The organism is Variovorax sp. PBL-H6 (genome assembly GCF_901827155.1).
Lineage (GTDB): Bacteria > Pseudomonadota > Gammaproteobacteria > Burkholderiales > Burkholderiaceae_C > Variovorax.
This window is the reverse complement of the sequence record NZ_LR594659.1, coordinates 5767358-5789058: the sequence shown is the minus strand read 5'-3', so window position 1 is coordinate 5789058 and position 21701 is coordinate 5767358. Positions and strand designations below refer to the sequence as shown.

The 21701-nt window shown below is 68.0% G+C and carries 23 protein-coding genes and 1 pseudogene; 14 read left to right on the top strand and 10 right to left on the bottom strand.

Features of this window, described 5'->3' with window-relative positions; translation table 11 throughout:
* Positions 1–18: 18 nt before the first annotated feature.
* From G3W89_RS27255 to G3W89_RS27235, 5 genes are read left to right on the top strand one after another with little or no spacing between them, the layout of a single operon-like run.
* Complete coding sequence (locus tag G3W89_RS27255) at positions 19–582, top strand: c-type cytochrome (protein ID WP_162577073.1); 564 nt, start codon at positions 19–21, stop codon at positions 580–582.
* A complete protein-coding gene (coxB, locus tag G3W89_RS27250) occupies positions 579–1547 on the top strand; it encodes a cytochrome c oxidase subunit II (protein WP_162577072.1) in 969 nt (322 codons plus the stop codon). The genes G3W89_RS27255 and coxB overlap by 4 nt, the downstream gene beginning before the upstream one ends.
* A 6-nt stretch (positions 1548–1553) precedes the next feature.
* Positions 1554–3518: a cytochrome c oxidase subunit I gene (ctaD, locus tag G3W89_RS27245; protein ID WP_162577071.1), complete on the top strand. Its 1965-nt coding sequence runs from the start codon at positions 1554–1556 to the stop codon at positions 3516–3518.
* On the top strand, positions 3515–4171 hold the full coding sequence (locus tag G3W89_RS27240) for a cytochrome c oxidase subunit 3 (RefSeq protein ID WP_162577070.1): 657 nt from the start codon (positions 3515–3517) through the stop codon (positions 4169–4171). The genes ctaD and G3W89_RS27240 overlap by 4 nt, the downstream gene beginning before the upstream one ends.
* A complete protein-coding gene (locus G3W89_RS27235; protein ID WP_162577069.1) occupies positions 4168–4533 on the top strand; it encodes a hypothetical protein in 366 nt (121 codons plus the stop codon). The genes G3W89_RS27240 and G3W89_RS27235 overlap by 4 nt, the downstream gene beginning before the upstream one ends.
* Before the next feature lie 25 nt (positions 4534–4558).
* Here the strand turns inward: G3W89_RS27235 and G3W89_RS27230 are convergent, their stop codons facing one another.
* Positions 4559–5338, bottom strand: coding sequence for an exodeoxyribonuclease III (locus G3W89_RS27230; RefSeq protein WP_162577068.1), 780 nt, complete (start codon positions 5336–5338; stop codon positions 4559–4561).
* Between the two features lie 269 nt (positions 5339–5607).
* On the opposite strand from G3W89_RS27230, the gene G3W89_RS27225 reads away from it, so the two are divergent.
* Positions 5608–6654, top strand: coding sequence for an aldo/keto reductase (locus tag G3W89_RS27225; RefSeq protein ID WP_162577067.1), 1047 nt, complete (start codon positions 5608–5610; stop codon positions 6652–6654).
* Between the two features lie 415 nt (positions 6655–7069).
* On the opposite strand, the gene G3W89_RS33525 is transcribed toward G3W89_RS27225, so the two are convergent.
* Positions 7070–7204 carry a hypothetical protein gene (locus G3W89_RS33525; protein WP_269474992.1) on the bottom strand — a complete coding sequence of 45 codons (135 nt, stop codon included), beginning with the start codon at positions 7202–7204 and terminating at the stop codon, positions 7070–7072.
* Positions 7205–7461: 257 nt separating this feature from the next.
* Here G3W89_RS33525 and G3W89_RS27220 point away from each other — a divergent pair, with 257 nt between their 5' ends.
* Entirely contained in the window at positions 7462–8850 is a 1389-nt protein-coding gene (locus G3W89_RS27220) for a hypothetical protein (RefSeq protein ID WP_162577066.1), read from the top strand.
* 75 nt (positions 8851–8925) lie between these two features.
* Here the strand turns inward: G3W89_RS27220 and G3W89_RS27215 are convergent, their stop codons facing one another.
* Positions 8926–10023 carry a pirin family protein gene (locus G3W89_RS27215; protein ID WP_443083189.1) on the bottom strand — a complete coding sequence of 366 codons (1098 nt, stop codon included), beginning with the start codon at positions 10021–10023 and terminating at the stop codon, positions 8926–8928.
* 253 nt (positions 10024–10276) lie between these two features.
* Here G3W89_RS27215 and G3W89_RS27210 point away from each other — a divergent pair, with 253 nt between their 5' ends.
* Both G3W89_RS27210 and G3W89_RS27205 read left to right on the top strand, forming a co-directional pair.
* Positions 10277–10609: a hypothetical protein gene (locus tag G3W89_RS27210; RefSeq protein WP_162577065.1), complete on the top strand. Its 333-nt coding sequence runs from the start codon at positions 10277–10279 to the stop codon at positions 10607–10609.
* A 100-nt stretch (positions 10610–10709) separates the two neighbouring features.
* Positions 10710–10937 (top strand): hypothetical protein, encoded by a 228-nt coding sequence (locus tag G3W89_RS27205; RefSeq protein WP_162577064.1) that lies wholly within the window; start codon positions 10710–10712, stop codon positions 10935–10937.
* Positions 10938–10998: 61 nt separating this feature from the next.
* Here the strand turns inward: G3W89_RS27205 and G3W89_RS27200 are convergent, their stop codons facing one another.
* Positions 10999–11478 (bottom strand): FKBP-type peptidyl-prolyl cis-trans isomerase, encoded by a 480-nt coding sequence (locus tag G3W89_RS27200; RefSeq protein ID WP_162577063.1) that lies wholly within the window; start codon positions 11476–11478, stop codon positions 10999–11001.
* Between the two features lie 152 nt (positions 11479–11630).
* On the opposite strand from G3W89_RS27200, the gene G3W89_RS27195 reads away from it, so the two are divergent.
* Both G3W89_RS27195 and G3W89_RS27190 read left to right on the top strand, forming a co-directional pair.
* Positions 11631–12650 (top strand): SDR family oxidoreductase, encoded by a 1020-nt coding sequence (locus tag G3W89_RS27195; RefSeq protein ID WP_162577062.1) that lies wholly within the window; start codon positions 11631–11633, stop codon positions 12648–12650.
* A 231-nt stretch (positions 12651–12881) separates the two neighbouring features.
* Complete coding sequence (locus G3W89_RS27190; protein ID WP_162577061.1) at positions 12882–14036, top strand: YihY/virulence factor BrkB family protein; 1155 nt, start codon at positions 12882–12884, stop codon at positions 14034–14036.
* Here G3W89_RS27190 and G3W89_RS27185 read toward each other — a convergent pair.
* Together G3W89_RS27185 and G3W89_RS27180 are read right to left on the bottom strand one after the other, a co-directional pair.
* Entirely contained in the window at positions 14011–15012 is a 1002-nt protein-coding gene (locus G3W89_RS27185; protein WP_162577060.1) for an SDR family oxidoreductase, read from the bottom strand. The genes G3W89_RS27190 and G3W89_RS27185 overlap by 26 nt on opposite strands.
* 171 nt (positions 15013–15183) lie before the next feature.
* A complete protein-coding gene (locus tag G3W89_RS27180) occupies positions 15184–15687 on the bottom strand; it encodes a CinA family protein (protein ID WP_162577059.1) in 504 nt (167 codons plus the stop codon).
* A gap of 229 nt (positions 15688–15916) precedes the next feature.
* Between G3W89_RS27180 and G3W89_RS27175 the strand changes: the two are divergent.
* Positions 15917–18255: pseudogene (locus G3W89_RS27175) on the top strand (helicase C-terminal domain-containing protein).
* Here the strand turns inward: G3W89_RS27175 and G3W89_RS27170 are convergent.
* Positions 18212–18427, bottom strand: a complete 216-nt coding sequence (locus tag G3W89_RS27170) for a hypothetical protein (protein WP_162577058.1) — start codon at positions 18425–18427, stop codon at positions 18212–18214. The pseudogene G3W89_RS27175 and the gene G3W89_RS27170 sit on opposite strands and share 44 nt — an antisense overlap.
* Before the next feature lie 215 nt (positions 18428–18642).
* On the opposite strand from G3W89_RS27170, the gene G3W89_RS27165 reads away from it, so the two are divergent.
* Together G3W89_RS27165 and G3W89_RS27160 are read left to right on the top strand one after the other, a co-directional pair.
* A complete protein-coding gene (locus G3W89_RS27165) occupies positions 18643–18900 on the top strand; it encodes a hypothetical protein (RefSeq protein ID WP_162577057.1) in 258 nt (85 codons plus the stop codon).
* A gap of 138 nt (positions 18901–19038) precedes the next feature.
* Positions 19039–19347: a plasmid stabilization protein gene (locus tag G3W89_RS27160; RefSeq protein ID WP_162577056.1), complete on the top strand. Its 309-nt coding sequence runs from the start codon at positions 19039–19041 to the stop codon at positions 19345–19347.
* Between the two features lie 14 nt (positions 19348–19361).
* Here the strand turns inward: G3W89_RS27160 and G3W89_RS27155 are convergent, their stop codons facing one another.
* The 3 genes from G3W89_RS27155 to G3W89_RS27145 all read right to left on the bottom strand — a co-directional run bounded on the left by G3W89_RS27155 (position 19362) and on the right by G3W89_RS27145 (position 21607).
* A complete protein-coding gene (locus tag G3W89_RS27155; protein ID WP_162577055.1) occupies positions 19362–19550 on the bottom strand; it encodes a hypothetical protein in 189 nt (62 codons plus the stop codon).
* A gap of 207 nt (positions 19551–19757) precedes the next feature.
* The gene (locus G3W89_RS27150; RefSeq protein ID WP_162577054.1) at positions 19758–20657 is read right to left on the bottom strand and encodes a c-type cytochrome; all 900 of its coding nucleotides are present in this window, start codon (positions 20655–20657) and stop codon (positions 19758–19760) included.
* On the bottom strand, positions 20654–21607 hold the full coding sequence (locus G3W89_RS27145) for a VOC family protein (RefSeq protein WP_162577053.1): 954 nt from the start codon (positions 21605–21607) through the stop codon (positions 20654–20656). Before G3W89_RS27145 ends, G3W89_RS27150 begins: the two co-directional genes overlap by 4 nt.
* Between the last annotated feature and the right edge of the window lie 94 nt (positions 21608–21701).

The window sequence follows — 21701 nt, the reverse complement described above, 5'->3', positions numbered from 1 at the left end:
GGAGGCGAAGGGTCTCGCATGAACCTGCGCCCGATCGCCGGTCCCGTGCTGATCGCGCTCCTGTCGGCCCTCGCGCTGTGTGGCTGCGAACGCGAGAGGCGCCGCTTCGAGACGCCACCGGACAACGCATCGGCCCCCCGTGCCGAGACGCCGAGAACCAGCGCCCTGCAGCCTGCCCAGGCGCGCGGTGATGCAGTGCGCCTGCCGGCCGGCAACGGCGAGGGCTATGTCGAAAACGCCTTCGCCGTTGCCCAGGGCAAGCGCCTGTACCGCTGGTACAACTGCAACGGCTGCCATGCGCAGGGCGGCGGGGGCATGGGCCCCGCGCTCATGGACGACCAGTGGCGCTACGGCAGCGAGCCGGCGCAGATCTTCAGCACCATCGTCCAGGGGCGCCCGAACGGCATGCCGTCCTTCGGCGGGCACCTGAGCGAGGACCAGATCTGGCAGCTGACCGCCTACGTGCGCTCGATGAGCGGCCAGCTGCGAAAGGACGTCGAGCCCGGCCGCGCCGACAGCCTGCAGGGCAATGAACCCGAGGTGGGCCGCGACCGCGAGCACCCGAAGCCGGGAGCGAAATGATGGAAGCCGTGCACGACGTGCTTGCCCCCTTCGGTCCCCAGGCCGCACACGTGCGCACGCTCTGGGAACTGACGCTGGTGGTCTGCACGGTGGTGTTCGCCGCCGTCCTGGCCGCGCTGCTGTTCGCGCTCTGGCGCGCGCCGCGCTCCGGCCCGCAGAGCTCGCCGGACGTGTCGTCCCTGGAGCGGCCCGAAGCGGGCAAGCGGCGCACGGTGATCGCTGCCGTGGCGGCGTCGACGCTGCTGCTGCTCGGACTGATCGCCGCCAGCTTCTTCACCGACCGCGCGCTCGCGCGGCTGTCGACCGACGGCGCGTTGCGGCTCGAAGTCACCGCGCACCAATGGTGGTGGGAGGTGCGGTATGTCGAGCCGCAGGTCGCCGACAGCTTCATCACGGCCAACGAGATCCACGTGCCCACCGGCCGGCCGGTGATCGTCACGCTCAAGGCCGACGACGTGATCCACAGCTTCTGGGTGCCGAGCCTCGCCGGCAAGAAGGACCTGATTCCGGGCCGCACCAGCACGATGCAGTTCCGCGCCGACCGAGAGGGCGTCTACCGGGGCCAGTGCGCGGAGTTCTGCGGCTTCCAGCACGCGCTGATGGCCTTCTTCGTGGTCGCCGATCCGCCGGAGCGCTACACGGCATGGGCCGACGCGCAGCGCCGAACGGCCGGCGAGCCGCCTCCTGGCGAAGCGCTGCGTGGCCGCGATCTCTTCATGCGCTCGAGCTGCGCGATGTGCCATGCCATCGACGGCACCAGCGCGCAGGCGATGCGCGGCCCGAACCTCACGCATGTCGCCGGTCGAGGCACCCTGGCGGCAGGCGCCCTTCCCAACACGCCCGAAGACCTGAAGCGATGGATTTCCGATCCGCAGCAGATCAAGCCCGGCACCAACATGCCCGCCACGGCGTTGTCCCGCGAAGACATGGACGCGCTGGTGGGTTATCTCCAGACCCTGCGCTGACACGCCATGAATCCGCTCACCCCAGCCCCCGCTTCACGCCTGAAGGACGGCGCCGGCCCCGGCTCGCGGGAAGCCGCGGCGCTGGACGACACCTGGCGCGACCCGCCCGGCCTGCTGGGCTGGCTCGCCGCCGTCAACCACAAGTCGATCGCGCGCCGCTTCATGGTCACGACCTTCGGCTTCTTCGTGGCGGGCGGCCTCCTCGCCTTCGTCATGCGGCTGCAGCTCGCGCGCCCCAACGCGCACCTGGTCGGGCCGGACCTCTACAACCAGCTGTTCACGATGCACGGCTCGACGATGATGTTCCTGTTCGCCGTGCCGGTGATGCAGGCCGTCGCGGTCTACCTCGTGCCGCTCATGGTCGGCACGCGCAGCGTCGCGTTTCCTCGGCTGAATGCCTTCGCCTACTGGATCTTCCTGTTCGGCGGGCTGATGCTCTACGCGGCTTTTTTCCTCGACGCCGGGCCGGACGTGGGCTGGTTCGCCTACGTGCCGCTCGCGGGGCCCGACTATTCACCCGGCAAGCGCGCGGACTTCTGGGCCCAGATGATCACCTTCACCGAGCTGTCGGCACTGCTCGAAGCCATCGTCATCATCACCACCGTGTTCAAGCTGCGCGCACCGGGCATGACGCTGAACCGCATTCCGCTCTTCGTCTGGGCCATGCTGGTGACCGCCTTCATGGTGCTGTTCGCGATGCCCTCGGTGATGCTCGCGAGCACCATGCTGATCCTGGACCGGCTGGTCGGCACGCACTTCTACAACCCGGCCGAAGGCGGCGACGCCGTGCTCTGGCAGCACCTGTTCTGGTTCTTCGGCCATCCCGAGGTCTACCTGATCTTCATCCCCGGCCTGGGCTTTCTCTCGGCCATCATCCCGACCTTTGCACGGCGTCCCATCTATGGCTACACGGCCATGGTGCTGGCGCTCATCGCCACCGCCTTCCTCGCCTTCGGACTGTGGGTGCACCACATGTTCGCGGCCAACCTGCCGGAGCTCGGCAAGAGCTTCTTCACCGCGGCCAGCATGCTGATCGCCATTCCATCGGCGGTGCAGATCTTCTGCTGGATCGCCACGCTGTGGAGCGGCCGGCTCGACTTCAAGACGCCGCTCCTGTTCGTGCTCGGCTTCTTCTTCATCCTGGTCCTGGGCGGCATGACGGGCATCATGCTGGCCTCGGTGCCGCTGGACCTGCAGGTGCACGACACCTACTTCGTGGTGGCGCACCTGCACTACGTGCTGATCGGCGGCGCGGTGTTCCCGCTCTTCGGCGCCTTCTACTACTGGTTTCCCAAGTTCACCGGCCGACTCATGAGCGAGCGGCTGGGCCGCTGGAACTTCTGGCTCTTCTTCGTCGGCTTCAACGTGGCCTTCTTCCCGATGCACCTGCTCGGGCTCAAGGGCATGCCGCGCCGCGTCTACACCTACCAGGCGGGGCTGGGCTGGGACGGCCTGAACCTGATCGCGACGGTGGGTGCCTGCGTCATCGCACTGTCGGTGCTGCTCTTCATCGTGAACGCGGTGCTGAGCCAGCGCAGCGGCGCACTGGCGGGTGACAACCCCTGGGGCGGCGGCACGCTCGAATGGGCGACCGCGTCGCCGCCGCCGCCCTGCAACTTCCACGCGATTCCCGTGGTGCATGGACGTGAGCCGCTCTGGGTCGGCCAGCGCGCCGGGGCCGAGGGCAGGGAGCCCGCCTTGACCCACGTGGGTGGACTGGCGGCCGACACGCGCGAACTGCTGGCCACCACCGTGCTCGACGCCCGGCCCGACCTGCGCGTCAATTTTCCGGATCCGACCCTCTGGCCGCTGGTCAGTGCCATGGCCGTCACGGTGCTCTTCATCGGCTCGATCTTCACGCCCTGGGCGGTGGTGTGGGGCAGCATCCCGATCGCCATCGCGCTCACGGCATGGTTCTGGCCGCGCCGCTCGGAAACGGCGGTTCATCTGAGCCTGGAGCGCAGCCCATGAGCGCCGCTGCGAATCGCACCGCCGCCGAGCGTGCTCGAGTGACCCGGCGCGAGCTCGACGTCTCCGGGCTGCCGAGCTTCGCCTTCGGCCACCGCAGCCTGATGTGGTGGGGCACCTTCGGCCTCATCGCGATCGAGGGCACCCTCTTCGCACTGGCGATCGGCGCCTATCTGTACCTGCGCAGCCAGTCCGACGACTGGCCCCTCTCGGCGCCGCCGCCGGTGCTGCTGTGGGGCTCGATCAACACGCTGATCCTGGTCGTCAGCATGTGGCCGAACCACATGGCCAAGCGCGCGGCCGAAGCCTGCGACCGGGTCGGAGCGCGTCGCTGGTTGCTGGTGTGCCTGCTGTTCTCGGTGGCCTTCCTCGTGATCCGCGGCTTCGAGTTTGCGGGGCTGCACATCCGGTGGGACAGCAATGCCTACGGCTCCATCGTCTGGATGCTGCTCGGGCTGCACACGGTCCACCTGCTCACCGACACCTACGACTCTGCGGTGCTCGAGGTGCTGCTCCACACCGGCCCGATGGAGGGACAGCGCTTCGCCGACGTGAGCGAGAACGCGCTCTACTGGTATTTCGTCGTGCTCTCGTGGCTGCCGATCTATGCGGTCATCTACGTCGTGCCGCGCCTTCATTGGGGACCATTGCCATGACTCTGCGCGCATTCAAGGTCTGGGCCGCACTGCTGCTGATTCCCAGCATCGCGCTGCTCTTCCAGACCTTGGCCTATGCGGCGGTGCCGCATTCGTGCACGGTGCAGACCGCCTGGCTGCTGCACGCCTTGAGCATCGCGGCGCTGCTCGCCTGCGTGGTTGCCACCTTGCTGGCCAGCCACGAGTTGCATCGCCTGCGCGGCGAACCGCAGGCCGAAGCGACGCTCGACAGCGACGCAGCGGCGCCCGTGGTGCGCCAGGGTTTCATGGCCGCGGCGGCGGCGGGAGTCGGCCTCCTTTTCACGCTGGTGGTCGGGATGCAATGGTTCGCTGCCTGGGTGTTGTCGCCGTGCCTGCAGTGAGTTTGCGGCGCTGAAGCATGCGCTGCTAGCCGGCCAGCGCGAGCTCGACCCACACTGGCGCGTGGTCGCTGGCGCCAGGACGGCCGCGCACCTCGCGGTCCACATCGGCCGCCCTGAGCAAGGGCGCGAGTTCTTCGTTGAGCAGCAGGTGATCGATGCGCAGGCCAGCGTTGCGCGGCCAGCGGTTGCGCCAGTAGTCCCAATAGGTGTAGATCGGCTCGTGCGGATGCAGCGTGCGGATCGCGTCGGCCCAGCCCTGGTCGAGCAGCCGGGCGAATGCGGCGCGGCTCTCGGGCTGCAGCAGTGCATCCTTGCGCCACGAGGCCGGGTTGTAGATGTCGTCGTCGGTGGGCACCACGTTGAAGTCACCCGCCAGCACCACGGGCAGACCGCAGTCGAAGAGCCTGCGCGCGTGGGCGCAGAGACGCTCGAACCACTCCAGCTTGTAGTCGAACTTGGGACCAGGCCATGGATTGCCGTTGGGCAGGTAGAGGCAGCCGATGATCACGCCGTCGACCACGGCTTCGATGTAGCGGCTCTGGTCGTCCCCGGGATTGCCGTCGAGCCCGCGCCCGGTCTCGATCGGCTCCTTGCCGCGCGCCAGTATGGCCACGCCGTTCCACGAGCGCTGGCCGTGGAAGACCACGCCGTAGCCGGCCTCTTGCAGCGCTGCGGCCGGGAAGGTCTGGTCGGGGGACTTCAGCTCCTGCAGGCACGCGACGTCGGGCCGGGACTCGTCGAGCCATTCGAGCAGCCGCGGCAGCCGGCTGTTGATCCCATTGACGTTGAAGCTGGCGATCTTCATGGCGAGTGCAACCGGGGGACAAGGGGTGCCGCGATCATGGCCAGGGTTCCTGCGCCAGGCAAGTAGGCGCGGCGATCCATTGCGCCGATGAATTGCGGAAGCGCGGCGCCAGGTGCCGGGAAGGCGCGCGCGTCGTGGGTGGTTCTTCGCGCTCGGTCCGTGCGGCTACGGCGTCTTTGCAGGATCGGGCAAGTTCGCGCCACGATCCGGCATGCGGCGAAGCTCTGTCGAGACGGATACTGTCGTGCCTCAGCAGAAGGAGCTCCTCAATGCGATTCAACAGATTCGGCCGCACCGGCCTCTTCGTTTCGGAACTGTGCCTCGGCACCATGACCTTCGGTGGCGAAGGCGGGATGTGGGGCCAGATCGGCCGGCTGCAGCAGGGCCAGGTGGACGAGCTGGTCGGCCGCGCCCTCGATGCCGGCATCAACTTCATCGACACCGCGAACGTGTACGCCGATGGCCGTTCGGAGATCATGACCGGCCAGGCGCTCAGGAACCTCCAGGTCCCGCGCGAGAACGTGGTGGTCGCGACCAAGGTGCTGGGGGAGACCGGCACCAAGGGCCCCAACTCGCGCGGCCTCTCGCGCTATCACATCCTCGAGAGCGTGCAGGCCAGCCTGAAGCGGCTGCAGCTGGATCACATCGACCTCTACCAGGTGCACGGCTTCGACCCGGCCACGCCGATCGAGGAGACCCTGCGCGCCCTCGACACGCTGGTGCAGCAGGGCCTGGTGCGCTACGTGGGCGTGTCGAACTGGGCGGCCTGGCAGATCGCGAAGGCGCAGGGCATCTCCGAACGCCTGGGGCTCGCGCGCTTCGAGTCGCTGCAGGCCTACTACACCATTGCCGGCCGCGACCTGGAGCGCGAGCTGGTGCCGATGCTGCAAAGCGAGCAGGTCGGCCTGATGGTCTGGAGCCCGCTCGCGGGTGGCCTCCTCAGCGGCAAATATGGCCGCAACAGCCAAGCCGGCCAGGCCGAGCAGGGCAGCCGCCGCACCACCTTCGACTTCCCGCCGGTGCAGCTCGATCGCGCCTGGGACACCATCGATGCGATGCGGACCATCGCCGAGGCCAAGAAGGTCTCGGTCGCGCAGGTCGCCCTGGCCTGGTTGCTGCACCAGCCGGTGGTCACCAGCGTGATCATCGGCGCGAAGCGCGTGGACCAGCTGGACGACAACATCGCAGCAACGGCGGTGAAGCTGAGCGGCGAAGAGCTGGCGCAGCTGGACAAGGTGAGTGCGCTGCCGGCGGAGTACCCGGGGTGGATGCTCGAGCGGCAGGGCGGGGCGAGGCGGCAGCAGATGGGGCGGTGAACGCGGAGCGCCGCAGTCGCGGGAAGTTCGTTGAGCACTCGCGGGCAATATGCCGGCGGTTGTCTTGCCTTGCCGCATGTGATGCGGCCCCGTCGGGAGACGGCTCTTTCGAAAAGACAACGCCATGTTCAAGAATGGAATGCGTCCGGTCCATCCGGGCGAAGTCCTGCGTCGTCCGCGATCTCTTCCGCGCGTGACCAGCCAGGGCCCGAAGCGGCGGCATTCAGTCAGGCGTTGCAATTGAAAGTCTCCGGTCGAATCAGAACGGTGCTGGTCGCGCCGCAGGGCGGTGCCTGCTGGCAGCCATGAGCCGGGCCAGCGACTGAGAAGGGGAGTCAGGCCGCGCCGTGCGTCACGGCGCCCGGGCTGGCCTCCATCGATTCAGCCTCCTGCACGATCCAGGCCTCGAAAGCCTTCACGCGATCGGGTTGCGGCGCATCGTCGCGCCACGCGAGGTAGTAGGCGCCGCGCGTGGCAAGCGCAGGGCGAAGGGCGCCACCAGCCGGCCCGAGGCCAGGTCGTCGCGCACGAAGGCGTCGAGCGCGACCATCACCCCCAGCTGGTCTGCCGCGGCCTGGTAGGCCAGCGCGGCGTTCTCGAACTTGAGGCCCTTGATGCCGTCGATCTGCGGCGCGCCTGCTGCCGGAGTGCGCTCAGTGGAGAGTGCAAGCTCGATGGCGGCTGCGGCACGCGAACGCAGTCGGGAGCGCCATGTATCCGGTGCAGTGACCAGGTCGCAAATGGAGCCGAGGAACCGATGGCGGGCACGAGGTTACCCAGTGTGGCCTTTCACTCATTTCCAAGACCATGCGCATCAGCAGCTACCGAAACATTCACCTGCCAAAAGCCGACTCGAGCGGCAACGCATCCGGCGAGACGCCATCGATCAGCGAGGTGCGACGCAGCCAACTCAACGCCTTCGATCTGCCGGACAGAGGCACGCCGGGGACGACCGCCCTCTACAAGTTCGTCGACGGCGAGACGCTCTCGCAAGCGGACAGCCGTAAGTTGTCGGGATGGCTGCGGGAAGCAGGCCTGCAAGACGTCGAGCGGTGCTTCGCCATGCAGCAAGGCTCCTCGTTCATCCCTACGCTGAGCTTGACGAGCGGCTCCAGCGAAGAGGTCATCGGGATGCTCAAGCAATTCCACGACAGCGGTATGAAGTTCGGCGTCAGCGTGTCCGATTGCATCCCGGACGACATTGCGCAGGCGCTGTACGAGGTGATGGCAAGCCCGCAGTCTCGCGTCACGAGCTTCGACTATCACCAACCGAACTACGTGTTTGCGACCGATGCAGTCCTGGCGACCCGAGACCTCCTGAGCAGATGCATCAAACACTGCGACACGCTGGAATGTGTGAGCGGTTCTCCACAAGTGTTATCCCTGCTTGAGCACGGCCTCCCAGAAATCGGCCTGGATTTCTTGGGAGCGGATTGCGATGCCGAAGATCAATTCCGAGAACTCCTTCGCGTTCTGAGCGAAGGCGGTGTAGAGAGACTCGAGGTCACGAGCATGGAGGCCCATGAACTCCGATCGGTTGTCAGAGCAGTTGTTGAGGCCAACCTGAGGCTGTCACCGGAGCGCAGTGTCCAACAGATCGAACTGCATGCCCCCGACACGATCGATCCAGGTGACGGTAAGCGCATCGTGGCCCAGGCGTTCTCGGCCAGGCATTTGACGCGCATGACGCTTCCCAGTCCGGACTGGGTTCCCGAGCTTTCCGAGATGCGCGACAGGCACACGGCAGGGTGTTGGCTGCAATCATTGCAATTGCTGGTTTTCAACGCGCGCGACGGCCTGGATGACGATGACGGGAATGACATCGACAACACGATGCACTGGCTCGATCCGACCCTCCGACGCAACGAGCAGATGCGGCGCTTCGCGACGGAGGGGGCGACCGAACTGTTTACCAAAGCCATGTCGTTGCATCTGTTCCAGGGCGGTGAAAACCAGACCCGGAAAGACCACACAAACGTCCCGATCCAACCATTGGTCGAGCACTTCGGGAAGTTCTTCAACACGCGCGACAGTCAAAGCTTGACGGTGGTCAACAGGGCGACCGCCGCGGGAGCACAGGAAGGCCGAAGGAAAGCCGAGGAACATTACCAGAACAACCTCACGGTCCAGTCGATGAGCCAGGCCGCCACGCAGCCCCTGGACAGTGACGCAAACTCCGACTCAAGCGAGGTCTAGATCAGCAAAACGTCTCTTTCAGCGCGAATCCGACTGCCTGAGAGAGAGTTGCGTCAGCCACAAAGGAGTGCGTGTTCAGCCGCGGGCGAGCACGCCCACCGGCAGCTCGGGCCGTTCCTCGCTGCCGTCCGGATGCCGTGCAAAGCGCGCCGGATCGCGCCCATGCACCGGCGCCATGTCGGCCCAGGGCCAGCCGCCGAACTGGGTGCGGCGGTAGTCGTCCATGGCTTGCGCTATTTCGGCCTGCGTGTTCATCACGAAGGGACCGTACTGCGCCACTGGTTCACCGATCGGGCGGCCCTGCAACACCAGGAACTCGCTCTCTTCGTCGCCATTGACGAGCTCCACCCGCGCATCGGCGCGCAGCTCGATCGCGGCGTGATGATCGACCTTGTGCCCCGCCACGCTGACCGAGCGGCCCTTGAAGAAGTACAGGCTGCGCCGCGTGCCCTGGCCCGTCGCTGCGGGCAGCACCCAGCAGGCGTGGGGCTCCATCTTCAGGGTCCAGATGGCGACATCGGCGTCGGGCTGTGCGGCCCACGAGTCGGGCGGTGGTGCCAGCGGCCCGCCGGCGCCCGGTTCCCCTTCGATGGGCGGGAGGCGCCCGGCGATGCTGGCCACCTCGGTCGAGCGGCCCTCGCCGTCCATTGCGGTGAAGCGCGGAACGTCCTCGGCCCAGAACATCGTGAAGTGGGGCTGCGCCAACTTGCTGCGCGCCGGCAGGTTGAGCCAGATCTGGAACAGCTCCAGCGGATTGGGCTGGGCCCGGTCGAGCAGCGGGAACATTTCCGCGTGCACGATGCCGTGGCCGGCCGTGAGCCATTGAACATCCCCGCCACCGAAGCGCGCGCTTGCACCCAGCGAATCGGAATGATCGATGAGGCCCTTGCGCACGATGGTCACCGTCTCGAAGCCGCGATGCGGATGCCCCGGAAAGCCCGGCACCGGGTTGCCGTGGTACATGCTCCAGCCATCCGTGCGGCTGAAATCCTGGCCGAGATCGCGGCCGGCCAGCGAGGCTTCAGGACCCATCTGCGCGTTCGCGCGCGGGTAGGCGTCGTCGTGGTAGGCGCAGAACAGGAACGGGTCGATGGTCTTCCAGGGGAAGCCGAGGGCTTCGAGACGGACGATGGGGCCGGCGGCGCTCATGATGTTCTTTCGTGCGACAGACATACGTTCTGATCCGATCGAAATGACCGGACATGGTTCATCGCAGATGGGGCGATCCCGGCTGGCTGGAAGTCCCAGGTGCAGGACGCTGTAGCCTCGCGAACGCAACGATCTGCAGCGCGATTGCCGTCCTGTTCGCTCAATGGGCGGCGGCGCAGCGGGACCACAATTCCCGGCATGGGCTTCGAAGCCCTTCGACATCGCACGCCGCGGCGAGAGAGACCCTCGCGCGCCTCGCCTCCACGAACAGAACAACATGGACCAGCAGCCGCTTCAGCAGCCCCACCAGCACCGCCGTTACGGGAAGGGAGGGGTGCCCACCCGCACCATGTGCACCCAGCCCTTGCCGCTGCCACTGCTCATGTCGACCCGAGCGCCGCGTCCGGCGCCAAGCCTGGCGAGGCGCTTCGCCATTCCCTTTTTCGCCGTGCTGGGGCACTACGCGCTGGGCGTCTGTACCTTCGCCGTCATGGCTGCCGGCAACGTGCCCGGCGGCGGCGACGTGCCCCAGCTGATCTGGCATGCCGTCGAGAACACCAGCGTGATCGCCCTGGCTGTTGCGCTGGCCGCCGCCTGCTGGTGGGTCTGACACGAAGCCCGGACGGTGCCCCGCCGTGCCCACGGCGCCTTCCTACAAAGGGGCCTCGCAACCGGGGACTACCTTGCAACGGAGCAAGGAGTCATCCAACATGCCAATCGCAACGCCACCCCCGGATTTCGACCCGACGATCGTGCCGCCCTCGCACAAGCAGCCCACCCAGGCGGAAGCCTGGGAGACCGGCATCGCGACGGACCCTCCCGCAAACGCCGAAGCGCCCGCGAGCGACGCCAAGCGCCTGACGGACCTCGTCAAGCTCTGGCCGCAGGACCGGACGAAGGCCTTGCTGGCGGCGAACTGGCCGGAGGAGGCAGCGTGATGGCCGCGATCCTCGCCATGCGCTATCTGTGGCTCCAGTGCACGGACAGCCGCGTTCGCGCTCAGTGATGGTGCCCGTGCTCGCCATGCACGTGGCGATGCGCAATCTCTTCCTGCGTCGCAGCGCGTACGCCGGTCACGCTCAGGCTGAACTTGAGTGACTTGCCCGCGAGCGGGTGATTGCCGTCGAGGATCACCTGCGGGCCCTTGATCTTCACCACGTTGAAGACCTGCGCTTCGCCCTTGTCGTTGCGGCCCTCGAGCTGACCCCCGACCTTGACGCCGGGCGGGAAGTCCGACTTCGAGATGGTGCGCAGCAGCGACTCGTCGCGCTCGCCGAAGGCATCGCCGGGCACCAGGTGCAGCGTGGTCTGGAAGCCCGCTTCCTTGCCCTCGAGAGCAGCTTCGATCTTGGGAAAGGTGTTGTCGTAGCCGCCGTGGAGATAGACCATCGGCTCGCGGCTGTCTTCGATCAGCTTGCTCGTGGTGGCGTCGGCGACCTTGTAGCGCAGGGTCACGACGGTGTCTTTGTGGATTTTCATGGTGTAGGTGGGGCTTGACTCGGAAAGCGGGATTTTCGGTCAGGTCGATGCTTGTCATCGATCGCCCACATGGCGACGGAGCCGGCTCCCACGTCGAGCCCTCCCGACGGACCAGATAACCGGTCCAACTCATCTGTTGTGAGAAGCCTGCCATGTCCTTCGCTGCTTCCTCCGCTTCCCCTTCCGCGTACCAGCTCTTCCAGGTCGTGGTCCTCACTGGCGCATCGAGCGGGATCGGGCGCGCTACCGCACTCGCCTTTGCCGGCGAAGGTGCCGACCTGGTGCTCGCCGCGCGTGAGCGCGAATCGCTCGAGGTCGTTGCCGCCGAGTGCAGCGAGGCGGGTGCGCGCGTGCTGGTCCAGCCCACCGACGTCACCGACCCTGCGGCCGTCAAGCGCCTGGCCGACGCGGCCCTGGAGCGCTTCGGCCAGATCGACGTGTGGATCAACAACGTCGGGGTGGGCGCCATCGGCCTGTTCGACCAGACGCCCATCGACGCGCACCGCCGCGTGGTCGAGGCCAATTTGCTCGGGCACATGCACGGCGCCCACGCGGTGCTCCCGCACTTTCGCGCCCGCGGCTGCGGCACGCTGATCAACATGATCTCCGTGGGCGGCTGGGTGTCATCGCCCTATGCTGCGGCCTACAGCGCCAGCAAGTTCGGACTGCGCGGCTTTTCGGAGGCGCTGCGTGCCGAATTGACGGACCTGCCGCAGGTGCATGTGTGCGACGTCTATCCCACCTTCGTCGACACGCCCGGGGTCACGCACGGCGCGAACTACAGCGGCCACCGGCTGAGCCCGCCTCCGGGCCTGGTCGATCCGCGCCGCGTGGCCGAGGTCCTGTTGTCGCTCAGCCGCAGGCCACGCGCTTCGACCTACCTCGGCGTGGGGGCCCGGCTGGGCATCTGGGGCCATGCGATGGCGCCCCATCTGATGGGACGGATGATGAGGTGGGTGAGCGAGCGCTCGCTGGAACGCGCCGAGCCAAGGCCGCAGACCGACGGCAACCTGTTCACCCCCTCGCGCGGGCATGCGATCGACGGCGGCTTCACGGCATCGAGACCGAGCCACCCGTCCGCCGCGGCGGTGGGCATCGCAGCAGGCGCACTGGGCGCAGTGGCGCTCGCGGGCTGGTGGGCGCTGCGACGGCACAGGCCTGCAAGCGACTGAGCGCCAATCCTGACCGAGCCCTGGCTGCAGACCGGGCAGCTGGTCTCGGTGCTCTCGATACCGGAGCGCCCGAGCCTTGTCCACTGCACGTGTGGCGCTCGCCTGGATCATCGGCGCGAAGCCGAAGCGCTGACGCGTGGATGGGCGCGCGCCTACCCGATCTTGCAAACTTGCCGCACGGCCGCGGCAGCGCCGCGGACGACATTGGCCTCAACGACCCGAGACGCCGCCATGAACCTCAAGCACCTCTACGAACTCTGCCGCCAATCCGTGAGCGCCTGGGTCGACGACTACGCGCCGAGCATGGGCGCCGCGATTTCCTACTACACGATCTTTTCGCTCACGCCGCTGCTGGTGATCGTGATCGCGATCGCGGGCGCACTGTTCGGACGAGAGGCGGCGCAGGGGCAGATCGTCGAGCAGATCTCCGGGCTAGTCGGGCGCGAAGGGGCCACTGCTGTGGAGGCCATGCTGCGCAGCGTGAGCGAGCCCGACAAGGGCTTGATCGCAGGGCTGATCAGCGCGGTCGTGCTGCTGGTCGGCGCCACCACGGTGTTCGCCGAACTGCAGAGCGCGCTCGACCGCATATGGCATGTGCCGGAGCGCGAGAAGCCCTCCGGCGTATGGGCGGTGTTGCGCGCTCGCCTCCTGTCGTTCGGCCTGATTCTCGGGCTGGCTTTCCTGTTGATCGTGTCGCTGGTCGTGAGCGCGGTGTTGGCTGCCTTCGGCACCTGGTTCGGCGGATTGCTGCCGGGCTGGGAGCTGCTGCTGCACGTGCTCAACCTCGTGATCTCGCTCGCGATCATGACCTTGCTCTTCGCGATGATCTTCAAACTGATGCCGACCGCGACCATCGCGTGGCGCGACGTCTGGATCGGCGCCTTCGTGACCGCCCTGCTCTTCGAGCTCGGCAAATTCGGCATCGGTCTGTACCTCGGCAAGAGCGGCGTCAACGAGTCTTTTGCTGCCGCTGGCTCGCTGGTGCTGCTCGTGGCGTGGGTGTATTACGCGGCACAAATTTTCCTGCTCGGTGCCGAGTTCACCAAGGTCTACGCCCACGCGCACGGGTCGACCGCGGGCACGAAGGCGGTAGAGGCCACCAAGGCTGCGGCGGCGCAAGCGGACGCGGGAACGGACTGCATCGATGGCAAGAACCAGCAGCCGGCGCTCGCCGAACCAGCGCCGGACTACTCCGCCATCGGCCTCACGGCGCGCACCCAGGAGGAGATCGACCGCCGCGTGGACCGGGCGAGCGCCACGCTGCTGCGACAGATGCTGTGGCTGGGTGCGCTCACGCTCGGCAACGTACTGGCCGAGCACTGGGCCCGGCGCCAGCGCAAGGCCGGCCGCCGCCGGGCCGCTACACCGCGCCAACGCTCCCGGTGACCGGCAGCACGATGCCGGTGATGTAGCTCGAGCACGCGGGCGCTGCGAGGAACACGTAGGCGGGCGACAGTTCTTCGGGCTGCGCCGGCCGTTTCATGTCGGTCTGCTTGCCGAAGCTCTGCACCTCCTCGCCCGAGCGGTCGGCCGGGTTGAGCGGCGTCCACACCGGGCCCGGCGCCACCGCATTGACGCGGATGCCCTTGTCCACCAGGTTGCTGGCCAGCGACTTGGTGAAGGCATGGATTGCGCCCTTGGTGGTCGAATAGTCCAGCAGGTGCGCGCTGCCTTCGAGCCCGGTCACGGAGCCGGTGTTGATGATGGAGCCGCCGCGCGGCAGGTGCGGCACGGCGGCGCGCGCCATCTGGAAGTAGCCGTAGATGTTGGTCTTGAAGGTGAGGTCCATCCGCTCGTCCGTGATGTCCTCGATGTCGGTTGCATGCAGCTGGAAGGCGGCGTTGTTGACCAGGATGTCGAGCTTGCCGAACGCATCGATCGTTTCCTTCACCGCGCGCCGGCAGAACTCCGGATCGCGCACGTCGCCCGGGATCAGCACGCAGTGGCGGCCTTCTTCATGGATGCAGCGCCGCGTTTCCTCGGCATCGACCTGCTCGTCTTCCAGGTAGACGATGGCCACGTCGGCCCCTTCGCGCGCGTAGAGCAGCGCCACGGCGCGCCCGATGCCGGAGTCGCCGCCGGTCACCAGCGCCACCATGCCGTCGAGCTTGCCGCTGCCAAGATAGCCCGAAGCCTGGAAGCGCGGTTGCAGGTCCATCTCGGCCTCGAGTCCCGGCTTCTGCAGGTGCTGGGCCGGCATGGGGTTCTCAGGCTCGGGGCGGTGGCCGGCCTGCACCGCCTTCTTGCTGGGTTCGGGACCGCCGGCCTTGCGGTCCTTGGCGTCCTGTTCGCGCTGCACCTTGCGATGCTGCTCTGCGACCTCGCTGGTGTCCTGCGAGGAAGTGTCCTGGTTGGAAGGCATGGAATGACTCCTGCTGTTTGAGGGTGGGGAATGGAAATCCACCGTAGTCAGCCGACCGGACGCGCCATGTCGTCCGATGCCGCATCGCGCGCGCAGACGCGACGAAGTCGCGCGGGAAGGAGGCGACGGGCCCTTGCGAGCGCGCGTTCGGATGAGCTGGTTGCCTCCGCGTCAGGCCTTGAAGCGGCGGTGGTAGTGGGCGATGCGCTCCAGCGCGTAGTCCGCGGCGGCTTCCCGGATCTCGTTGCGTTCGCCGGGGAAGCGTTTGGTTTCGGTAAAGATCTGCGTTCGGCTGCCATCGCGGAAGGCCCAGGCGAAGCACTGCGTGCCTGACGGGACCGCGGCGTCGGTGTCGTCGGCTACGCCGGTGTTGGCGATCGCCAGGTTGGCGTCGCTCTGCGACAGGGCGCCGCGCGCCATCTCCACCGCCACCGGTTCGCTGGTGAGATTGAAGCGCTCCAGCGTCGCGTTCTTCACGCCCAGGTAGCGGTGCTTGGCCTTCGGGTCGTAGACCACGAAGGCCGACTCCAGCACCCGCCCCGCGCCCGGCGCCGACGCCAGGCGCGAGGCGATCAGTCCCGCGGTGCAGGATTCGGCCGTCACCAGCACCAACTCGTGCTCGTGCAGGTACTGCGCGGCGGCCTTGCCTGCGCCATTGCCGTCCGTGTTGTCCATCGGGCGCCTCGTCAGGCCTGCTTCGCGCGTTCGAGGCCGATGCCGGAGGAGGCGCCCGTCACGAGCGCGAGGGGGCGAAGGTCGGATGCTTTCATGGGTCTCTCCTGCTCGTCCTGTTCGGGGACTACCAAGCTATGAAGCGGCGAGGGCGAGGCGTGTGCGTGCTGCGCGAGGACTGCTGTAGGACGGATCGGCGCGCGGGCGACTGTATATTCATCCAGATTGCTGCATGACGACCGATCCCTCCTCCTCGCCGGCTGACGAGCCGGCTCCCGGCGCCGAACTCGCCGTCTCGGTCAAGGCCCTGTGCGCCTTCGCCGCGCGGGCTGGTGACCTGGACCTGCGCTTCGTGCCGGTGCCCAGCGCGCAGGAAGGCCTTGCCGGCCATCGCCTGGTGCAGGGGCGGCGCGGCGATGCGTACGAAAGCGAGCTCGGCCTCACGGCACGCTTCGGCCGCCTGCGGGTGCGCGGCCGGGCCGACGGCTACGACCCGCAAGGCCGGCGGCTGGAGGAGATCAAGACCTTCCGCGGTGAGTTCGAGGCCATCCGCGCGAACCACCGGGCGCTGCACTGGGCCCAGGCGCGCTGCTATGCGTGGATGCTGTGCGAGGCTCGCGGCCTGGAGAGCCTCGAGGTCGCGCTGGTGTATCTGGACCTGGGGTCGGACGAAGAGCACGCACTTGCCGAGACGATGACGCGCGACGCGCTGCGCGCCCACTTCGAGGCGCTGTGCGGTCGCTACCTCGCCTGGGCCGAGCAGGAGGCCGCGCACCGCGGCGCGCGCGATGCCGCCATGGACGCGCTGCCTTTCCCGCATGCCGGCTTCAGGCCCGGCCAGCGCGACCTGGCGCGAGCGGTCTACCGCGCCGCTGTCGCCGAGCGCTGCCTGCTGGCACAGGCGCCCACCGGCATCGGCAAGACGGTCGCCACCCTCTTCCCGCTGCTCAAGGCCGCTGCCCGGCAGCGTATCGACAAGCTCGTCTTTCTCACGGCCAAGACCTCGGGCCGCGCGATCGCGCTGGAGGGCCTGCGGCTGCTGCGAGGCGGCGCGGGCCGCCCGCTGCGCGTGCTGGAGCTGGCGGCGCGCGAGAAGGTCTGCGAGCACCCGGACAAGAGCTGCCACGGCGAGTCGTGCCCGCTGGCGCGCGGCTTCTACGACCGCCTGCCGGCCGCGCGGGCCGAGGCCGTGGGCACCGCCTGGCTGGATCGCGCCGAGTTGCGGCGCATCGCGCTGGCGCATGCGGTCTGCCCCTACTTCCTCGCGCAGGAGCTGGCGCGCTGGTGCGATGCCATCGTGGGCGACTACAACTACTACTTCGATTCCAGTGCCTTCCTGTGGGCGCTGGGCCAGGAGGAAGGCTGGCGCACTGCGTTGCTGGTGGACGAGGCGCACAACCTGCTGGATCGCGCGCGCGGCATGTACAGCGCCCGCCTCCATGCGACGGGCCTGGGTGCAGTCCGCCGCCAGGCGCCGCCGCTCGTCAGGAAGGCGCTGGGCAAGCTGCTGCGCGAGTGGCGTCGGCATCAGCAGACGCAAGTGGCGCCATACCGGGCCTCGGACACCATCCCGTCGGCCTTCGCGCGTGCGCTGCAGGAGACGGTGGTCGCGCTCGGGGACCACTTCGCGGCCCAGCCCCACGAGGCGCAGGGCGCACTGCAGCAGTGCTTCTTCGATCTGCTGCAGTTCGCGCGGCTGGCCGATTCATTCGGCGAGCACTCGGTCTTCGAGTCCACGCTGGAAGAAAGCGAGGGCGGCGAGGCGCTGGCCATTCGCAACCTGGTGCCCGCGCCTTTCCTGCGAGGGCGCTTCGCCGGCAGCCTCAGCAGCACCTGCTTCTCCGGAACGCTGGCGCCCTTCTCGTTCTACCGCGACATGCTCGGCTTGCCCGACAACACCGCCACGCTCGATGTGGGCTCGCCCTTTCGCAGCGAGCAACTGACGGTGCGCATCGCGATGGATGTCTCGACCCGCTTTCGCGACCGTGCCGCTTCGCTGCAACGCCTGGTCGGCCTCATCGCCGCGCAGTACACGCAGCAGCCGGGCAACTACCTGGCGTTCTTCAGCAGCTTCGATTACCTGTCCAGCGCGTTCGATGCCCTGGCCTCGCGCCATCCCGAGGTGCCGGCCTGGGCGCAGGCCCGCGGCATGCGCGAAGCCGAGCGCGAAGCCTTCCTCGCGCGCTTCGCGTCCGGCGGGCGGGGGTGGGTTTCGCGGTGCTGGGCGGTGCCTTCGGCGAGGGCATCGATCTGCCCGGCGACCGGCTGGTCGGGGCCTTCGTCGCCAGCCTGGGCCTGCCGCAGCACAACCCCGCCAACGAGCGCATGCGAGAACGCATGCAGGCCCTGTTCGGCGAGGGCTACGCCTACACCTACGTCTATCCGGGGCTCCAGAAGGTGGTGCAGGCGGCCGGGCGCGTCATCCGCACCGAGCAGGACGCGGGCGTGCTCTACCTGCTGGACGACCGCTTCGCGCGCGAGGACATCCGCGCGCTGCTGCCCGCCTGGTGGCGGGTCCAGCCGCTGTTCAGCGCTTCTCGTCCTGCTTCGCGTCTTCCTTCTTCGGCGTGATGACCTTGTCCACCGTGACGGACACGGGGTCGCTGGCCGGGAAGGATTCCTCGACGCCGTTGTCCAGCGCCTCTTCGCTCGGCTCCTCCGCGATCGGCTTGTGCTGCTCGGGCGGTGCGTCGTGCTTTTCCGAGGTCGGGAAGGGGAAGGGTTCGTTCGATGTCGTGCCCATGAGGCCTCCTCGTAGTCGAGAAAACCAAGCTAGGACCCTCGGCTGCAGGGTGCTGTAGGAAGCCGCGCCAAGGCCCTGCCGACATTCGCCCCGCGAGCTGTGGGAGGGCGCGCGAATTCGCCTACGGCGCAGGGGAGTGCCGGACTGCTTCGGGTCCGTCGCGCAGGCAGCAGGCTGGAGAACGGATCGAGCTTCATGATCGAAAGGACACCCGCATGACCGAAACGAAGACCCCACAACCCGCCCCGCCTGGCCCGCTCGGAGAGCACGAAGCGAGGCTCGGCGATCGCGGCGACGCCTCGGGCCGCAACATCGAACAGAACCGCGCGCTGGGCCAGGACGACCCGCTGCACGGCAGCCGCATGGGACGCCGGCTGTACGACGGGACAGGCCAGCCCGGCATTCCCGACACTGGCACCGATGCGACGCAGCTCGAGGAGGGGGAGCGCATGGCGCGCGACGGCAAGCGCTGAGCTGCGCGGTTCGAAACGACGCTTCGGCGCGTGTACGTGGGACGGAGCGCGCTGACGCGCAGTGCGTCCGTGCTCCTACCCTGGCGGCTGCGTGGCGGCGCAGCATGCGTGGGCTCAATGCATCTTGAAGGAGTGATCATGCCCAGAGGTGACAAGTCGTCCTATACGGACAAGCAGAAACGTCAGGCCGAGCACATCGAGGAAGGCTACGAGCATCGCGGAGTGGGCGAGAAGGAAGCCGAGCGCCGCGCCTGGGCCACGGTGAATGCCGAGACCGGTGGCGGCAAGAAGAGCGGCTCAGGCCGCGGCAAGGCCGAGAACCATGCGCCATCCCGCAAGGGCGGCCACAAGGGTGGCGCCGCGTCCGCCGGCCGCACTGCGGCGCAGCGTTCGGCTTCGGCCAAGAAGGCGGCTGCTACGCGTAAGCGCAATGCAGCGGCCCATTGATCGAAGCGGAGCGCTCAGGCCAGGGGCTGCGTCCCGTCGCGCTTGAGCAGCTCCGCCAGGTGAAGCTCGACGGCGAAGAGGCGCTCGTTGAGCACCGCCGTCTGGAGCCTCACCGCCTCGATGATCGCGCGCGTGGCCGGGTCCGGCGCGGTGTTCGAGAGTTCCTGCAGCTCGTGCAGCTTCCTGCGCAGTTCGTTGCTCATCGTGTTCCTCCATTGGCGACCAAGCGGATGAGATCGTAGGGGCACGAGAGGTGCTTCGCCAAGCGGTGAATCCGGGGATTGCGCTCCGCACGATCACGGGCCTACTGCCGCGGCGGAGGCAAGTACCTGCGAGAGCCCGGAGGGGCTGGGCTCGGCCGACGACCGGGCTCGTCAGCGGCATGAGAACGTCTGCGGGAGCGGATGCGCTCAGCCCGCCGGCAGGCCCTTCAGGTAGAGAAAGAGCGCGCGAACGTCCGTGTCGTTCATCTGCCCGAGTGACCCGAAAGGCATGACCTTGATCGGCGTGCCGTCGGGCCGGTTGCCGGTCTTGAACATGCGCGCGAAGGCCTCGGCATCGGCATAGCGCGTCATGGCACTGTCTTCCCCGGCCGCGAGCCGCGCCGCGGGCGGCCAGTCGGGCGGCGCGCCCGGGATCTTGCCGCCGGCGAGCTTGGCGCCATGGCAGCCGAGGCACATGTTGGCGACGTAAGCGCCATGCGCAGCGCTCACGCCGTCGGGCACGGGCTGCGCAGGTGGCAGCGTGTGATCGATCTTGGCGGCGGCATCGTGCATGAGGCCGAAACCGTAGAAGGCGCGCACGGGCAGCGGCAGGTCGATCACGGCGGCGCCGCCCGGCGTGGGCGGGAGCTGGCGGACGTAGGCCACCAGCGAGGCCAGGTCGTCGTCGGTGAAGCGGTTGTAGTCCTCGCTGGGCATCACCATCAGCGGACGGCCACCACGGCTCACCCCGTGGCGAATGCTGCGCACCCAATCCTCGGGCGCATAGCCGGCCACCACGCTGCCCGGGCCCGGGCTGATGTTGGGGCCGGCAATGCGCATGCCCTTGCCGTCGTCGAGGAACGTGTGGCCGCTGCCCTGGGCACCGTGGCAGTCGACGCAGCCGCGCGAGGCGAAGAGATAGCGTCCGCGCTCGACGGCCGCCGCATCCTCCCGATAGGGCAGGGCCTTGACCGCGATATCCACCTTGCGCTCCATCTTCTGGCGCGCGAGCCGGTCGCCCGCGAAGAGCGCCGCGGCGGCGATCCCGATCAGGATGAGCAGCGCCAGCGCGCCGCGCTTGAGCCAACGCCGGGCCGTCGTCGTCATGCCAGCTCCTTTGCGCGGCGCGGCGCGCCGGAGACCTTGCGCGCGATCAGGCCGGCGGCCATCCTCAGCTGCAGCCTCAGGCTTGGCTTGTGGCCCCAGGCGCTGGTCACGTCGGTGTGCTGGGGCTGCCAGCCCGCGGGGTCGATGGTCTGCGTGCCGGCGCCGATCTCGAAGTCGAAGCCCGAAGGCGTGGCGCCGTAGAAGGAGAAGGTGCCGTCCGGGTCGGGATGCTGGCCCAGCGCCAGCGACAGCGGCACCTTGTGGCGCTGCGCCCGCTCGAAGGCAATGCCGATGTCGATGAGGCGCTCGGCCTGCAGCATGAAATGGTGGATGCGCCTGGCGAGCGGCATGTCGAACAGCGCAATGGAGTGGTGGCGCTGGTTGCAGTGCATGAACACGCCGCGAATGTCCATCGGGCCCACGCGCGTGGCGAGCCGCTCGGTCACGCCGAAGCCGAGCAGGGCGTAGAAGGCTTCCATGGCCTCCAGTTCGCTCGATACGAGCACCGCATGGCCGAGGCCGAGGTCGCCGGTGCGAAAGCCTGCCGGGAAGGCTGCAGACGCAAAGGGCTGGGCGGCTGGGGCGAGGCCGGTGAACAGCTCGATGGTGTTGCCGGCCGGGTCGGTGCAGTGATGCAGGCGCTGCACGCGACGGGCCTCGCGCGATGCGGCGTCCGCCGCCTCGACGGCGACGCGGCCCTGCCGCAGGCGCGCGAGCAAGCGCTCCAGCGCGGCCTCGTCGGCACATTCGAAGCCCAGCGCCGCCAGGTCGTCGGCCGGACCCTCCCGCACGATCAGCCGCTGCGAGGCGTCGTCGACCTGCCAGCCGAGGCTGCCGTCGGCGTTGGCCAGCGGTGACGGCAGGCCCAGCATGTGCTGGCAGAAGCTCCCCCATCGCGCGGGCCTTCGTGCTTCGAAGACCAGATAGCCGAGGCGGAGATCGGGGGGCATGGCAAACTCGCTTTCGTGGACGGTTAAGGCAAAAATGGCTTGTGTGTCTAAAAATGGATGATGCTTTGAATTTCGGAGTTCCGTCAATACCACT

What these genes read in the sequence shown, in the direction of transcription:
- G3W89_RS27255 (WP_162577073.1), top strand. Translation starts at nt 19, where the DNA reads ATGAACCTGCGCCCGATCGCCGGTCCCGTGCTGATCGCGCTCCTGTCG.
- coxB (WP_162577072.1), top strand. Translation starts at nt 579, where the DNA reads ATGATGGAAGCCGTGCACGACGTGCTTGCCCCCTTCGGTCCCCAGGCC.
- ctaD (WP_162577071.1), top strand. Translation starts at nt 1,554, where the DNA reads ATGAATCCGCTCACCCCAGCCCCCGCTTCACGCCTGAAGGACGGCGCC.
- G3W89_RS27240 (WP_162577070.1), top strand. Translation starts at nt 3,515, where the DNA reads ATGAGCGCCGCTGCGAATCGCACCGCCGCCGAGCGTGCTCGAGTGACC.
- G3W89_RS27235 (WP_162577069.1), top strand. Translation starts at nt 4,168, where the DNA reads ATGACTCTGCGCGCATTCAAGGTCTGGGCCGCACTGCTGCTGATTCCC.
- G3W89_RS27230 (WP_162577068.1), bottom strand. Translation starts at nt 5,338, where the DNA reads ATGAAGATCGCCAGCTTCAACGTCAATGGGATCAACAGCCGGCTGCCG.
- G3W89_RS27225 (WP_162577067.1), top strand. Translation starts at nt 5,608, where the DNA reads ATGCGATTCAACAGATTCGGCCGCACCGGCCTCTTCGTTTCGGAACTG.
- G3W89_RS33525 (WP_269474992.1), bottom strand. Translation starts at nt 7,204, where the DNA reads ATGGTCGCGCTCGACGCCTTCGTGCGCGACGACCTGGCCTCGGGCCGG.
- G3W89_RS27220 (WP_162577066.1), top strand. Translation starts at nt 7,462, where the DNA reads ATGCGCATCAGCAGCTACCGAAACATTCACCTGCCAAAAGCCGACTCG.
- G3W89_RS27215 (WP_443083189.1), bottom strand. Translation starts at nt 10,023, where the DNA reads ATGTCTGTCGCACGAAAGAACATCATGAGCGCCGCCGGCCCCATCGTC.
- G3W89_RS27210 (WP_162577065.1), top strand. Translation starts at nt 10,277, where the DNA reads ATGGACCAGCAGCCGCTTCAGCAGCCCCACCAGCACCGCCGTTACGGG.
- G3W89_RS27205 (WP_162577064.1), top strand. Translation starts at nt 10,710, where the DNA reads ATGCCAATCGCAACGCCACCCCCGGATTTCGACCCGACGATCGTGCCG.
- G3W89_RS27200 (WP_162577063.1), bottom strand. Translation starts at nt 11,478, where the DNA reads ATGAAAATCCACAAAGACACCGTCGTGACCCTGCGCTACAAGGTCGCC.
- G3W89_RS27195 (WP_162577062.1), top strand. Translation starts at nt 11,631, where the DNA reads ATGTCCTTCGCTGCTTCCTCCGCTTCCCCTTCCGCGTACCAGCTCTTC.
- G3W89_RS27190 (WP_162577061.1), top strand. Translation starts at nt 12,882, where the DNA reads ATGAACCTCAAGCACCTCTACGAACTCTGCCGCCAATCCGTGAGCGCC.
- G3W89_RS27185 (WP_162577060.1), bottom strand. Translation starts at nt 15,012, where the DNA reads ATGCCTTCCAACCAGGACACTTCCTCGCAGGACACCAGCGAGGTCGCA.
- G3W89_RS27180 (WP_162577059.1), bottom strand. Translation starts at nt 15,687, where the DNA reads ATGGACAACACGGACGGCAATGGCGCAGGCAAGGCCGCCGCGCAGTAC.
- G3W89_RS27170 (WP_162577058.1), bottom strand. Translation starts at nt 18,427, where the DNA reads ATGGGCACGACATCGAACGAACCCTTCCCCTTCCCGACCTCGGAAAAG.
- G3W89_RS27165 (WP_162577057.1), top strand. Translation starts at nt 18,643, where the DNA reads ATGACCGAAACGAAGACCCCACAACCCGCCCCGCCTGGCCCGCTCGGA.
- G3W89_RS27160 (WP_162577056.1), top strand. Translation starts at nt 19,039, where the DNA reads ATGCCCAGAGGTGACAAGTCGTCCTATACGGACAAGCAGAAACGTCAG.
- G3W89_RS27155 (WP_162577055.1), bottom strand. Translation starts at nt 19,550, where the DNA reads ATGAGCAACGAACTGCGCAGGAAGCTGCACGAGCTGCAGGAACTCTCG.
- G3W89_RS27150 (WP_162577054.1), bottom strand. Translation starts at nt 20,657, where the DNA reads ATGACGACGACGGCCCGGCGTTGGCTCAAGCGCGGCGCGCTGGCGCTG.
- G3W89_RS27145 (WP_162577053.1), bottom strand. Translation starts at nt 21,607, where the DNA reads ATGCCCCCCGATCTCCGCCTCGGCTATCTGGTCTTCGAAGCACGAAGG.